15 protein-coding genes and 1 pseudogene are annotated in these 12,396 nt (G+C 59.3%); 4 read left to right on the forward strand and 12 right to left on the reverse strand.

The window, feature by feature from the left end; genetic code table 11:
- Positions 1–176: 176 nt before the first annotated feature.
- Positions 177–377, reverse strand: a complete 201-nt coding sequence (locus AC1ZV1_RS07820; protein ID WP_024765232.1) for an SEC-C metal-binding domain-containing protein — start codon at positions 375–377, stop codon at positions 177–179.
- An 8-nt stretch (positions 378–385) separates the two neighbouring features.
- On the reverse strand, positions 386–871 hold the full coding sequence (locus AC1ZV1_RS07825; RefSeq protein ID WP_484296203.1) for an LEA/WHy family protein: 486 nt from the start codon (positions 869–871) through the stop codon (positions 386–388).
- A gap of 122 nt (positions 872–993) precedes the next feature.
- On the opposite strand from AC1ZV1_RS07825, the gene AC1ZV1_RS07830 reads away from it, so the two are divergent.
- The gene (locus tag AC1ZV1_RS07830) at positions 994–1,548 is read left to right on the forward strand and encodes a hypothetical protein (RefSeq protein ID WP_484296204.1); all 555 of its coding nucleotides are present in this window, start codon (positions 994–996) and stop codon (positions 1,546–1,548) included.
- Here AC1ZV1_RS07830 and AC1ZV1_RS07835 read toward each other — a convergent pair whose 3' ends face one another.
- The 9 genes and pseudogenes from AC1ZV1_RS07835 to AC1ZV1_RS07875 form a co-directional block, all read right to left on the reverse strand.
- A complete protein-coding gene (locus tag AC1ZV1_RS07835) occupies positions 1,549–2,175 on the reverse strand; it encodes a trimeric intracellular cation channel family protein (protein ID WP_484296205.1) in 627 nt (208 codons plus the stop codon). It lies immediately after the preceding gene.
- A gap of 122 nt (positions 2,176–2,297) precedes the next feature.
- Positions 2,298–2,771 carry a YchJ family protein gene (locus AC1ZV1_RS07840; RefSeq protein ID WP_484296206.1) on the reverse strand — a complete coding sequence of 158 codons (474 nt, stop codon included), beginning with the start codon at positions 2,769–2,771 and terminating at the stop codon, positions 2,298–2,300.
- 1,077 nt (positions 2,772–3,848) lie between these two features.
- Positions 3,849–4,502 (reverse strand): hypothetical protein, encoded by a 654-nt coding sequence (locus tag AC1ZV1_RS07845; RefSeq protein WP_484296207.1) that lies wholly within the window; start codon positions 4,500–4,502, stop codon positions 3,849–3,851.
- Positions 4,503–5,032: 530 nt separating this feature from the next.
- Positions 5,033–5,437: a DUF2251 domain-containing protein gene (locus tag AC1ZV1_RS07850; RefSeq protein ID WP_484296208.1), complete on the reverse strand. Its 405-nt coding sequence runs from the start codon at positions 5,435–5,437 to the stop codon at positions 5,033–5,035.
- A gap of 81 nt (positions 5,438–5,518) precedes the next feature.
- A complete protein-coding gene (locus AC1ZV1_RS07855; protein ID WP_484296209.1) occupies positions 5,519–5,773 on the reverse strand; it encodes a bacteriocin immunity protein in 255 nt (84 codons plus the stop codon).
- Entirely contained in the window at positions 5,773–6,951 is a 1,179-nt protein-coding gene (locus AC1ZV1_RS07860; protein ID WP_484297524.1) for an S-type pyocin domain-containing protein, read from the reverse strand. The genes AC1ZV1_RS07855 and AC1ZV1_RS07860 overlap by 1 nt, the downstream gene beginning before the upstream one ends.
- Positions 6,952–7,257: 306 nt before the next feature.
- A pseudogene (locus tag AC1ZV1_RS07865) lies at positions 7,258–7,392 on the reverse strand (PAAR domain-containing protein); the annotation flags it as partial.
- Between the two features lie 402 nt (positions 7,393–7,794).
- A complete protein-coding gene (locus AC1ZV1_RS07870) occupies positions 7,795–9,081 on the reverse strand; it encodes a tyrosine-type recombinase/integrase (RefSeq protein ID WP_484296210.1) in 1,287 nt (428 codons plus the stop codon).
- A gap of 224 nt (positions 9,082–9,305) precedes the next feature.
- Positions 9,306–9,794 (reverse strand): DUF6231 family protein, encoded by a 489-nt coding sequence (locus AC1ZV1_RS07875; RefSeq protein ID WP_484296211.1) that lies wholly within the window; start codon positions 9,792–9,794, stop codon positions 9,306–9,308.
- 140 nt (positions 9,795–9,934) lie between these two features.
- Between AC1ZV1_RS07875 and AC1ZV1_RS07880 the strand changes: the two genes are divergently transcribed.
- The 3 genes from AC1ZV1_RS07880 (at position 9,935) to AC1ZV1_RS07890 (ending at position 11,747) form a co-directional block, all read left to right on the forward strand.
- On the forward strand, positions 9,935–10,567 hold the full coding sequence (locus tag AC1ZV1_RS07880; protein WP_484296212.1) for an OmpA family protein: 633 nt from the start codon (positions 9,935–9,937) through the stop codon (positions 10,565–10,567).
- 120 nt (positions 10,568–10,687) lie between these two features.
- Entirely contained in the window at positions 10,688–10,990 is a 303-nt protein-coding gene (locus tag AC1ZV1_RS07885) for a DUF1145 domain-containing protein (RefSeq protein WP_484296213.1), read from the forward strand.
- Entirely contained in the window at positions 10,983–11,747 is a 765-nt protein-coding gene (locus tag AC1ZV1_RS07890) for a collagen-like protein (protein ID WP_484296214.1), read from the forward strand. The genes AC1ZV1_RS07885 and AC1ZV1_RS07890 overlap by 8 nt, the downstream gene beginning before the upstream one ends.
- Positions 11,748–11,826: 79 nt before the next feature.
- On the opposite strand, the gene AC1ZV1_RS07895 is transcribed toward AC1ZV1_RS07890, so the two are convergent.
- Positions 11,827–12,291 (reverse strand): CopD family protein, encoded by a 465-nt coding sequence (locus tag AC1ZV1_RS07895; RefSeq protein ID WP_484296215.1) that lies wholly within the window; start codon positions 12,289–12,291, stop codon positions 11,827–11,829.
- Positions 12,292–12,396: the final 105 nt, after the last annotated feature.

A 12,396-nucleotide genomic window follows, 5' to 3' on the forward strand; every position in this document is an offset into this window, starting at 1 on the left:
ATGTGCTCCTGCACAAGAGGTCGCTTGGAAGAGGTTGCTTGAAGCGCGCTACGTTAGTGAGCCGAGGATAGCTGTGCAAGCCGCGCGCGACGGGATTTTCAGTGGTTGGTCGATCGTGGTGTCAGACAGCAGAAGGCCCGCACTGGGCGGGCCTTCTTCGCAGTGCCGGACCTGGATCAGGCGCCGTGGCACTTCTTGTACTTGCTGCCGCTGCCGCAGGGGCAAGGATCGTTGCGGCCCACATCCTTGAGCGGGTTACGGGCCGGCTCGTGGCTGTGGTTGCAGTGCGGGCCGTGCACGTGACCGTGGTCATGGTGGTGGTCATGATCGTGGTCGTGGTTGCAGTTCGGACCGTGTACGTGGGGTTCCTGGCTCATGGTGACGCTCACTCGGGGATGAAATCGCCGGGAATTATCTCGCCATTGCGGGCAATGTGCACGTTCTGTCCGAAGAGCAGGCCGGTCTTCACTTCGCCGTCGAGACGGTAGCGGATCGGCTTGTCCGGGTCTTCCAGCAGCTTGACGATGTACTTCATGTGCCGCCACAGGTTGGTGGTGACCGGTACTTCGAAGGTTTCGTGACCGTTGGCCGGCACTGTGAACCAGTTATTCGACTCGCCTTCGGCCAGGTCGATATCGTTCAGTTTGACCTTGTAGGCCAGGCCGCGAACCGGAAGACTGAAATCGTTCGGATTGTCGATACGGAAATGCAGGACAAACTCCTGCTCCAGCAAGCGAGCTTTCACGACGTCCACTTTCTGCAGTTTCACGTCGGGTTGCTCGAAATTGCCTGCCATCCAGCCGCAGCCAGAGACGAGGCTGCACAGCCAGAACAGGCTGAGAATTCTTATCATTTGCGCCTGATAATTCATGTCTACCCCTCAAGACGCCCCAGTGTACCAAGCACCTGCTCGGCCGCAAGTTGTTGTTACGTTAAAAGAAGCTGCACCATACTGGCCGAATGTAACCGGCGGGTTAACACAGGAGAGTGAAAATGAGCCGCTATGAGATCGCCTTCTCGGGTCAGACGGTGCCGGGCGCACAACTGGACACGGTGAAAGCCAATCTGGCCAGGTTGTTCCAGGCCGACGCCCAACGTATCGAGCTGCTGTTCTCCGGCCGCCGCATGGTGATCAAGAACAACCTCGATGCCGAGGCGGCGGAAAAGTACCGCAGTGTGATCGAGCGTGCCGGCGCCGTCGTCGACGTGGTCGACATGGACGCGCAGATCGAGGAAATCGAGCTGGCTCCGCCGCCGCCCGCCGAGCCCGCCAGCGCTCCGGCGCAGCCGGCAGTCCCCTCGGCGCAGGGTCGCCTGAAGGTGGCGCCGCGGGACGAATACATGGCCGCTTTCGCCGACGTGGACGCGCCGGACTTCGGCCTCGCCCCGGTGGGCGCCGACTTGCAGGACGAAAAGCCCGAGGCCCAGGCACCCCGCGTGGATCTCAGCCAGTTCAGCGTGGCGCCGGTAGGCAGTGACATGGGACAGGCCAAGCCTGCGCCGGCAGGGCCGACTCCGGACACCAGCCATCTGAAGCTCGCAGACTGATCAGTCGCCCTGGTGCGGGTCGTCCTGGTAGACGAACTTGGGCATTTCCCAGCGGAAGCGGATCGCCAGCATGCGGAACAGGAAGCCTGCTGACAGGGTGATCAGCATGGCCTGCTCCTTGGGCACGTCGATCTGCAGACAGATCAGGTAACACCAGGCGCTGGCGAAGGACACGCTGGCGTACAGCTCGCGGCGGAAGATCAGCGGCACGTCGTTGCAGAAGATGTCCCGCAGGATGCCGCCGAACACTCCGGTAATCACGCCGCTCACGGCGGCGATCAGCAGGCTGTGGCCCATCTCCAGGCTCACCTGGCAGCCGATCAGGGTGAAGGCCACCAGGCCCACGGCGTCGAGCGCGAGGAACATCGAGCGCAGGTGGCGCATCAGCGGGGCGATGAAAACGGTGACCAGTGCGGCGCCAGCGGTGAGCGCCAGGTATTCGGGATGACGCACCCACGTCAGCGGGTAATGGCCCAGCAGCATGTCGCGTACCGAGCCGCCCCCCAGGGCAGTGACGCAGGCGACCAGCACCACGCCGAACAGGTCCATGCTGCGCCGGCCGGCGGACAGCGCGCCGGTCATGGCTTCGGCGGTGATGGCGATGATGTAGAGAACGGTCAGCAGCATGGCGAGGTCCGGCAGGGGGAGCCGGAGCGACGACACACCGCCGCCCCGGAAAAAGCGCGGATTCTAGCCCAGACACCGAACGCCCCCAAGTGGGGCGGGCTAGCACCTCACTCGATGCTGTCCTACTCAATCCAGGGACCGCAGCACTTCTTCAGCTTGCCGCCGGCGCCGCAGGGGCATGGGTCGTTGCGGCCCAGCTTCATCGGCACGGTCGGGTCGAGGAAGTACCAGCGGCCGTCGCGCTGGACGAATCCCGAGCACTCGCGGTGGCTGTGTTCGCCGCTGGCGTCGTGCCAGCGTGCGATGAACGTCACCCGAGCGTGTTCCGGCTGCCCGCCGAGGACTTCGTGGCTCACCACCTCCAGGCCCAGCCAGGTGCTGCCCAGGCTCCAGGTGCGGATGGCATCCAGGTCAAGGCCCTGTTGCTGGGCGGGGAGGGTGGTATCGCGCAGGTAGTCCACCAGGCCCAGCGCATAGGCGCTGTAGCGCGAGCGCATCAGCGCCTCGGCGGTGGGCGCGGGGACGCCGCCGTGGAAGCGCCCGCAGCAGTCAGGTAACGGGCGGCCACTGCCGCAGGGGCAGGTCGGTTCGATCATGGTCACCACCAGTACTTGCCGAAATTTTCCGGGTTGGCCCAGAACTGGGAGGTCGGTGGCTGCGAGCCAAGCGTAGCGGGCTTCATAGGGGACCTCAAGAGACTCTGGTGACATGAAGGTTACACCATTGGCGACAGATTTCAGGTTGCGGCGCACGTCTCAAAGGAGGGCCATGGGGGGATTCGAGGCGATTTGAATGATTAGATGGGAGCTCAGATTTTTGGCTATTTTTCTCGGAAGGCCGATAGACTGGCTTCCCACGGCTCTTTACTTTCTGTCCGGTATGCAAGTGATCAATGCATCAGGGCACTTACCTTGGGTATGTTGTCTGCCAGGAACTTGTCATTCTCGGTCAGCGCCAGGGACGCCATTCGGGCACTCCGTATGGAGTCATTACGCATAATCACGAACGCATCCACGACCATGGCAAAGAAGTCGAGGGAACAGGCTATCGCATAAGCAATAGTGGCTCGCTCAGTTGCCCAAGTGCCGCCATGGTCTCCGTGGACGATATGCAAATCTGTACATCGCTCGAAGTACTCCCTATATCGATCACTCCATTGGGCAGGGGGCTTGGTTAATTCCGGTAGCGATTTGCTGATCGCAGTTAATAGCCACAGCCCCTCGACATTCGGCTCGAAGGCATGACCCTTAATGAAAATGGGCAGGTGTCAGGACTGTTCAATATCCATGATGTCGTTTTCCTTTCGTTTGCTCCCCTGAGTTCGCTCCCCACGGCCAGCACACAGACCCACGACAAGGGGCTGGCAGTAGGCACGAGGAGCAAACGGAAGAACTGCGTTGATGGAGAAACCCAGCGACGGGCGAAGATGAGGAGAGGCGGGGCAGGTAGACCCAAGGTCATTGAGTTAACTGAGGTGATCAGGGGCGTGGTCTGACCAGACCCAAACCAACTTTAGGACAACGGAGAGCAGAACCTTAAGGTCCTGAGAGAATGTGATTTTCTTGTTTGCACAAGACAAATACTGTGAGCCAGTTCGTTGACAGGAAGGCTCCAAATGTTGTCCTTATGTGGTCCGTAAGGTCATCTCTATAGTATCCGTATAGTATCCGTCGCTAATTCGGAAACCCTTGAGATAGAGGCTCTTCTCTAATTTCTTCATTGATCCGCGCCTTGATCTTTGGGTGTCGCTCCACGCACGCGGCTATCCCGTGGGCAGCGTGTCGCGCAGCCTTGGCGATTCGTTGAGCTGTTCGCAATGAATACGTACTGGACTTGCATGCTTCCGCTGTGATGTCCGAGAGAAACAGCGCGCCGACTACCGCCCTCGGCTTCACGTTGATTTTTCCGTTAGCAACTCCGGCGCTGGTGACGATTGATCCATGAATTATGTCATCCACCCATGGCAGCGGGTTGGGAATGGCGAGAACATGCATGTAGGCTGCTACTGGATTCATGTAGGCGGCCCTCGGACGTCCACGGCCTTTCTTGGCGACTTCTCCAGCTTTAGTCCCAGTGGCTTCACGTTGGGCAATATCAGTGACTGCCGAAGTGATCTTTTTGTGGTCCTCAGAGATTGACACATCGGCTCTGCGTTCAGCAGCCCACACCTGATACTGGGCTTCTGGTGTCGTGAGTGACGCCAGTTCCTTTCGACTGACGACCTCCCCCGTATGCGGGTCAACTCGGATGGCGTGACCAGTCTCATAGTCGATGTATCGATGCAGCAGGGCAGCAGGGCTGGTCGCTATGGGGCTCGCGTGATTCAAATGGCGCCTCCTCGAACTCGTTGGGTTGGCGGACTGCCTCCCCTTCAAGTGAGGGTTTTTAACGACACCAAATAAATGCGCGCGGCACTCTTTGTCCGTTCAAGCCTCCCTGTGCAGTCGAGCCCGCTCGTAATTCGTGTGCTGCTTCAGATAATCCAATAACTGGTCGCCGCATGTCTGCCGCGCAGCGGATAACTCAGGCAACGGGATCGACGTATTTCACCGGATTCGGGAAGCTTTTTCAGAGTTTCCTTAGAACAGTGTCTCTGCCAGCAGCCTTCCAAAGTGCGTGCTTGAGGGAGTCAAAGCTATTGAAGCCCTGTCCTGCAGCCTGTTCACGGCACTCCTCGGGACTGGAGTATTACAGTGAGGGAATCAATGGCAGAAAAACAACCCACGCCTAATTTTGGGCTCTTCACGCATTACCGGGGAAAGCAGCCTTGATCTTCATGAAGAAGAACTCTCTGTCCCGGTATCCAAAGGCCATGCGCCCTCTCAGGCAAGATGAAATCTGCTCCGACCTTAATAACTCACCGGAAAAAATTATCCACAGCATCAGTCCAGTCATGGCCTGAGACGGACCAGTCTTTGCTGATCGGAGGTGGAAAACCACTCCTGCAATAGCCGTTCTTGCTACTGAAATCAAACACGCCATGCGGGTATCCATTGATTAGAAGCACGCACTTCTGACTATCTTCTGACCAACCAATCTTTACATCAGAGGGTATGTGCCCATCTGTAATGTCTTCGACGTTATAGATATGCAAAGCGTCCTGAATTTTGTTTCCATCACCAGACTCATCAAGGGCATAGAAATACCCCGTCATCCCATCATCCTCAAAAACAGCCGAGAAGTCTCCTTCTGGAGCAAAGCTGTTTATAACTTGTGCGTCACCAACAACCAGTTGAGCCTGGATAGTCACCAAAATTGCCATCTGGAAAATCCTTGAGCCTTCTTCAGAAACCTATCTGCACAGCTTAAATCCCTAAATGCAGGCCTTATCTATAAGTAAATCTCAAGTTTTGAATCCGGGCAGTCCGTTGGCAGCACGCCACTCTTTCACTGTGCGAGTGATCCCCTCGGGAGATTCGTCGGCTCCATCTTCAGGGTAGAAAATCAGATCAGAGCCAGAAGGGTGCTCAGCCAAGGAGCGGAACTTTCCAACTAAAGCCAAGTGCTCGTCTTCGCTGGAACAATTAACCTCACAGATATCCTTCACTAACTTTAAAAATTCTTTCTCGGTATAGTCGGAAATATGCGGTCCGCTCATCACTTCATCCCTCTATGTATGTCTATGTGCTGCTTGGGAGTAACCACTGAAAGGTTATCAATATCGTAGACTTTCCCCCCTTTTGCGATCTCATCAATATGGTGGAGTTCGTATTTCTCTCGCCCTCCCACCCTATCAATTTCACGGGTAAATGGTGAATACCCTTTGTTCAGCAACTTCTGGTTCACAGGGCGGAACTGCGAACGAAGTTCAGCATCCTCAGACACAGCAGACCAAACTGCATTTCGGAAAGCATCGAAGCTGTTGAATGTCCTACCACGCAGCTTATCTGCAATTCGTGTCGGGATTGGAACACCAAGCCCCTGCCCAGCTCCAGCTAACCAGATGCCCGATACGTCCTTACCAACACCTGTCACCGTCCCCGGATCATGCCGGGCATTCATCACGATGTAGAGCGGAGCGACCCCGGAACCGGCAGGGAATACCAGAATGAAATCTTTGTATTCTGGCGGGTAGATCGGATTGACGATGAGGTTGTCGGCCTGCTCCACGGGTGGGTAAATCGTGATCTGCGGAGCTTGGGGAGCTGCTTCAAGCGCCGGGATGCCCAGTGTGTCGGAAGGATTCGCAGCGGGCGTCCAGATCAGCTCAACACCGCCCCCGAAGTCCGCAACCATCTGACTGCCAACAGGTTTGAACTGAATGACAGGAACCGTTTCCCAATCGCTGCGAAGCTGGGTGTTGTAGCCGTATCCCTTCAGTGTTCCGTCCGGTCGCTCCTCAACTCTGATACGCACACGGGTGCGGGCCTGCCGCATCGAACGGAGCTGTTCTTCGGTGTAGAGCGCGCTATCGCCCAAGCTCGATGGCCAGAGCATCGCAACGACCCCCAGCAATGCACCGCCGACCACACCACCGGTTAGGATGCCACCGCCGACAACGCGGCCACCCCCTCCGACGATGACACGGCCCCCAGTGGCAACAGCACCGCCTGCCGAAGCGACCCCACACAGTCCACCGCAGGATTCAGCAGCAACGCCTCCTGAGGAGAGCCCCCGCAGTGCCAATGAGCCGAAACCAGCAGGGACATTCCCGCTGATTTTCTTGAGCTGGAGCTTGCCGTCTTCATCAACATTCCGACCACCAAGCAGCACAAGGTTGCCGTAGTCGTTCACTGCATCAACGGGGAATGATCCTGAGGACGTGTTGTAGTCAATTTCCGAGTCGGGGAGCTTGCTGCATTTTGCGAATGTACAGCTCTCTGAGGCGGCCTTTCTTACTGGCCTCTCTGCCTGTTGAGCGAATCCAGAGTTCTGCGAGGATGGGGGTGGAGGTGTGAATGCCGGAGAACGGGCGGCCGCTACGCTGGGGGCTGGACTGGGCGCTGATTCGTAGGACGCGTCGTACCTCGATGGAATAAGCCGAGACTTGCAGGGACACCCGCTGAAACTATCCAAAGTGCCAGCGGCTGGTTGTTCTGACATGAAACTGTATACGCCGCCAATGATTGGGTAGGCTTTCTTATCCTTTCCACATAGAACCCGGTCCCCTTGGCGAGCTAAGGGGCTGCCGTCCAGTGTGAACGTCGGATCGCCCTCAATTACCACGCCACCGCAAGTGGTTTTGTCCCCCTGACGAATAAAATATCCAACTGCCATAGCCTTTCCTTGGTTGCAGGATTGAGCGCCAAGGATTCACACATGCCGCCATCTGCTGACTATAGGAACGGTCCGAAATGCAAGAGTGAACACGCGGAGGCTACCGCGAGCGCTCCACGCCTTGGTCCTCGGCGAGCTTGCGCATGAAGCTCTGGCTCACCGTGTCGTTCGGTACGAACTGCTTGAGGGCGTTCCATAGGCACGTTCGGTGTCCCTGGAGGTCAGTTCCCCGCTTGTCCTGAAGCAGCTGATAGCCGGAGTAACCAGCCTGAACGCCCGAGGCGAGTACATCAGCAGCCGGGACCTGCTCGGTCTTACGGCCCATGAATCCGCGCATCAGGTCAGACTGAAGGGGGCGGTTCTTGATCGGCTTGCCGTCGTGGGCTATTCAATCTCCCACTCCTATTTCAACGCTCCGAAAAACGCTGCCCGCAGTGCTTCATGGAGTCTATCGACTCCCACCCTTGTGCCACCTCCGTAGAGGTCGTAAGTGATGTTCCCTGAGCTGTGTCCCGTGATGCTCTGGGCAATCACCTCGGGTGTTGCGGCAGACTTCAGGAGCCCGCAGAGGGAATGCCGCAGAGAGTGGAACGATTGGCTACCACCAACTTCCAGTCCCAGTGGCTCGCGCAGTGCGTCATTCAGCGGTTTGTTGAAGTAATGCTCCTTCTGCTTGAACAGCCTCCCAGGCTCGACGGCGACCCACTCAAGGAATTCAGCCAGGGAGAACCCATAGGCACCATCGACAAGCGGGACCTGCCTTACTGAGAAGTCATTCTTCAGGGTCTTGTCTTGGTCGTTCCTGTTGATGTCAATGACGGTGATGCCGTCGACCTGTTTCACATCATCCTGATTCAGTTGGTAAAACTCGCCTATACGGGCGCCTGTGAGAGTCCCCAGAGACAACGCCCAGCGCTTCCAATCCTGTGCAGGCAGGCCGTTAGCGTGGCCCATGAGGGTTACTACCTGATCCTGAGTTAGGGGCTCACGTTCGCTCTCGGCGCCCTTCTCGATCTTCAAGCCCTTGTGGTAGCCCCTCTCGATATAGCCATTGTTCTCTGCCCAATCCAAAACGGACGACAACTGGGTGAGCAGCTTATTCACGGTAAGGGGCTTCCGGTCGGCTATCAGTTTGTCCTTGAGGCGCACCATGTCAGCCCGAGTGTGGGTTCGGATATTGAGGTCTCCCAGAAGCCCGGAGAGGGTCCGACAGCTGGACTGGATGGTGCGCAGACTGGATGGCTCGACGTTGCCTTGGCGTTCCTTGATGAACAGCTCAGCGAGTTCGCTAAAGGTAATAGGGACGTTAGGAGTGCCTACAGATAGGGAAACCGAAGAAGCCCCAGTTGCCCCTGATTGTTCAGGGGCCTCCAGGCGGTCGATGATTTCCCTGAGGGGCTTGGTGTTGCCCTTGAAGCGTTCCTGTGCGGCCTTGGCGATCTCCCGAGCGATATCCAATGCCCTGTGCTGGGTGACGCTTAGAGGGGCAGTGGCGGCAGCCTTCGCGAGACTTACGGAGAGGTCGCTGTAGATCATGTCGTAGACCCCTAACTCCTCTTCGGCAAAGTGCTGGCTCAGGATCGAGTGGGCATGGTCCAGCAGATGGTTTTTCAAGACCTCCCAGTCCGCCTCTGGCTGATCAATGTGGAAGGCAGCGAGAGCCTGGAGAATTTCCTGGGAGCGTGACATTGCGGTGGGCCTATCAGTGGTGCGAAGAGAAACGGTACAGCAGCAATCAGAGCGACCCCGAGGGCGGACCCTGAGGTAGTAGATTCCTGAGCGGCGGTAGTGCCAAACCGACAGTCTTTGCCAGGGCTGGTGACAGTGTTGGTTACAGGCGGGTGACACCTGGCCCTGCTCGGGCGTGGCGTTGAGGTCTGTCATTGTGAGGTAAGCCCTTGATGTTCATGGGTTTACCACCAGTACTTCCCGAAATTTTCCGGGTTGGCCCAGAACTTCGCGTTGAGCCAGTCCGGGACCTGTTTGTATTCGTGCAGATCGTAGGTGAACAGGGTGATCACCTGGGCGTCGCGCTGGAAGCGCTCGCTGGCCTGCATGGCCAGGGCATAGAAGTCAGCGTCCCGGGCCTGCGCGGCGTCGAGATCGACCAGTACGGCCACGCGGTTGCTGTTGAGGTTGCGGATGCCACCCACCAGTTGCTGTGCCTCCCGGCGCGGCAGGTGTTCCAGGCAATCGGCCAGCAACGCGAGGTCGTAGCGCTGACCGGCCAGCTCGGTCGGCAGGGGACCGGCGTCGGCGTGAAACAGTTCGCAATCCGGGTGCGCCGCCAGGAAGGCATCCACCGCAGGAATCTGGCTGGCGCCCACCAGCAGCAGGCGCTGCGGTGCGTAGCGATCGAGCAGTGCGGCGAGGGCTTGCTGTGGCGTGCGTGTCGAAATCATGAGGCTCGTCGAAGGCGAAAAATAATGAACGAAGACTAGCGTGTGACACCCATATGGCCTAGTGCTGGCGCATTCTGTCAGTCACGTCTTTACTCGGTAATTGTCGGTCAAGACCCGATCATTAGAGGAGACTTAACTTTATGAGCATCAAAAGGACCGCTTTACCCCTGCTGCTGGTAAGCACGTTGCTCACCGGTTGCGCAGGGCTGCAGAAGTCCGACTGGCCGACTTGCGCCGTGGTTGGCGGTGTCGGCGGCGCCGGTCTGGGTTCCATTGAAAGCAGCGCCTGGGCGGGTTGGGGTGCCCTGATTGGCGGTGTACTGGGGGCGTCCTACTGCTGGGTGCATGGCGCCGCAGAACAAGTGGCCGAGGTCCCGCCGCCCGCTCCGGCTCCGGAACCGGCACCGGCTCCGCTGCCCAAGGAAGAGACCATTGTCGTGCGCGACCTGCACTTCGCCTTCGACTCGTCGAAGATCGATGCGCAGGACAAGGACAAGCTCGATACCATCGCTACCCGCCTGAAAGGTGAGGCTGCGAGCACCGAGCTGAACATTGGCGGCCATACCGATAGCATCGGTACCGACGCCTACAACCAGAAACTGTCCGAGCGCCGTGCCAACGCCGTGTCCAACTACCTGGTCGAAGCTGGTGTGCCTGCCAGCAGCATCAAGTCCGTCGTCGGCTATGGCGAGAGCCAACCGGTCGCTGACAACAAGACCAAGGAAGGCCGCGCCGAGAACCGTCGCGTGGAAATCAAGATCACCCGTCAGTAAGCCTGGCGTGATCTGCGCAAAGGGGGCCCTCATGGCCCCCTTTGTCATTCCCGGTTGCCACTGGCATAGCCCGGGTCAGAGGCGTATGTTCCCCGGCAAAGAAAAATACGGGGGCACTTCATGAAAGCGTTGTTGGGGCTGGGCAAACTGATTGCCCTGTTGTTCTGGCTGGCGGTGCTGGCCAACCTGATCCAACCCTTCGCTCATCCCTTCGCACTGCTGCTCAATGCGGCAGGCGCGCTGATCCTGCTGATCCATATCCTCGAAGTCCTGGCGCTGCGCAAGCGTCTGCAGGGCCGCCCGCATCCGGGCGTGGACCGCCTGCAGATCCTGCTGTTCGGCGTCTTCCATTTCGCGACCCTGCCACAGCCGGTAGCAGAGCAACCGGAACCCGCACACGTAGAAGGAGATACCCATGCGTAAGTCGTTGCTCGGCCTGGCGCTGTTCGCCCCGCTGGCGTGCTCGGCCGCCGGCACTGTCTCGGTGGAAGCCAACACCGTGCTGCGCCTGCCGGTGAAGGGCGACAGCCTGAGCCTGGACCGCATCAGCATTGGCCCGGAAGGCGCGCTGTTGATCCCGTCGCGGGTCAAGGAGCTGAAGATTGGCGAACTGGACCTGGCGAAGAACGCGCGGATTGGCGTGTTCCCCGGCAGCGACGCGCTGCAGATCGACGTACTGCACGGTAATCTCGCTGACGGCAGCGTGATCGCTGCACAAGGCAGCTCCGGCAGCTTCGACAAGCCGGCCAGCGGTGGTCGCAACCTGGTGCTGCGCTTGCAGGACGTGCAGGTGGAAAACCTGCTGATCGACGTCCGTGGCGGTGTCGGTGCGCCGGGCTATGACGGCCTGGACGGTGGCAGCGCGCAGACGTCGGGCTGCCTGTGGGGCAGCGGAAAATCGGCGGGTGACGGCCAGAACGGCGCGGACGGCCAGACAGGTGCGCCCGGCGGCGTGGTACGCCTGGAAGTCCCTGAGCAGTTCGCTGTCGAGAAGGTCCGGGTGCGCCTGGAAGGTGGCGCTGGCGGAGCGGGCGGCAAGCCCGGCAAGGCCGGACCGCGCAGCGACGAGAAGGGCTGCTGGTTCTACTCGGTGGCGGGCGAGAAGCCCGGCGCAGAAGGACAGGGCGGTACGGAAGGGGCGAAAGGCGGCGAAGGTCGCCTGGACGTGAAACGCTTCTGAGTCGACGTCGCCTGACTCGCTGTTCCTGAGAAAAGCCCGCCCGGTCATCGAGCGGGCTTTTTTCCTGGCGGTACGGCTCTTACCAGTGCGGGCGGGCGGCGACGAAGGCCACCAGCGCCATGCCGATCAGCAGGTTCAGCCCCACGGTCTTGCGGATCTTGCCCAGAGCCGCGCCGCCGGCAGGCCAGTCTTCGGCACCGACTGCGCGGCGCAGTTCGGGCAGTTGCAGCGCCTGGATGCGCAGGAACAGCGCGAGCATCGCCACATACAGGCCCATCATCACCTGCACGTAGCGCGGCGCGCCGGCCATGCCGTTGAAGCTCAGGTGCAGCATGCCCACGCCGGTCACCGGCAGCAGGATCACCGCGGCCCATACCCAGCGGAAGAAGCGCGGAAATACCTCCAGCCACAGCTTCAGCCGGGACGGCGCCTCCAGCGCGGCGACGGCGGCCGGGCGCAGCACCATCCAAGCGAAGAACATGCCGCCGACCCAGACCAGGGCGGCCAGGAGGTGCAGGGCATAGACGAAGGCAAAGGGTGTCATTCGGACGATCTCCGCTGGCGATTGAAGACAAGCGCGCTATCATAGCCGCCGATTCGAACCACTGAAAATTTATCCAGCATCCGGATGTGTCCACGAGGCGCGCTC

Source organism: Pseudomonas sp. BB438 (assembly GCF_057180225.1).

Coding starts and splice junctions, on each gene's coding strand:
- AC1ZV1_RS07875 (WP_484296211.1), bottom strand. CDS start 9,794: ATGATTTCGACACGCACGCCACAGCAAGCCCTCGCCGCACTGCTCGAT.
- AC1ZV1_RS07820 (WP_024765232.1), bottom strand. CDS start 377: ATGAGCCAGGAACCCCACGTACACGGTCCGAACTGCAACCACGACCAC.
- AC1ZV1_RS07830 (WP_484296204.1), top strand. CDS start 994: ATGAGCCGCTATGAGATCGCCTTCTCGGGTCAGACGGTGCCGGGCGCA.
- AC1ZV1_RS07835 (WP_484296205.1), bottom strand. CDS start 2,175: ATGCTGCTGACCGTTCTCTACATCATCGCCATCACCGCCGAAGCCATG.
- AC1ZV1_RS07885 (WP_484296213.1), top strand. CDS start 10,688: ATGAAAGCGTTGTTGGGGCTGGGCAAACTGATTGCCCTGTTGTTCTGG.
- AC1ZV1_RS07895 (WP_484296215.1), bottom strand. CDS start 12,291: ATGACACCCTTTGCCTTCGTCTATGCCCTGCACCTCCTGGCCGCCCTG.
- AC1ZV1_RS07870 (WP_484296210.1), bottom strand. CDS start 9,081: ATGTCACGCTCCCAGGAAATTCTCCAGGCTCTCGCTGCCTTCCACATT.
- AC1ZV1_RS07840 (WP_484296206.1), bottom strand. CDS start 2,771: ATGATCGAACCGACCTGCCCCTGCGGCAGTGGCCGCCCGTTACCTGAC.
- AC1ZV1_RS07850 (WP_484296208.1), bottom strand. CDS start 5,437: ATGGCAATTTTGGTGACTATCCAGGCTCAACTGGTTGTTGGTGACGCA.
- AC1ZV1_RS07855 (WP_484296209.1), bottom strand. CDS start 5,773: ATGAGCGGACCGCATATTTCCGACTATACCGAGAAAGAATTTTTAAAG.
- AC1ZV1_RS07825 (WP_484296203.1), bottom strand. CDS start 871: ATGAATTATCAGGCGCAAATGATAAGAATTCTCAGCCTGTTCTGGCTG.
- AC1ZV1_RS07880 (WP_484296212.1), top strand. CDS start 9,935: ATGAGCATCAAAAGGACCGCTTTACCCCTGCTGCTGGTAAGCACGTTG.
- AC1ZV1_RS07890 (WP_484296214.1), top strand. CDS start 10,983: ATGCGTAAGTCGTTGCTCGGCCTGGCGCTGTTCGCCCCGCTGGCGTGC.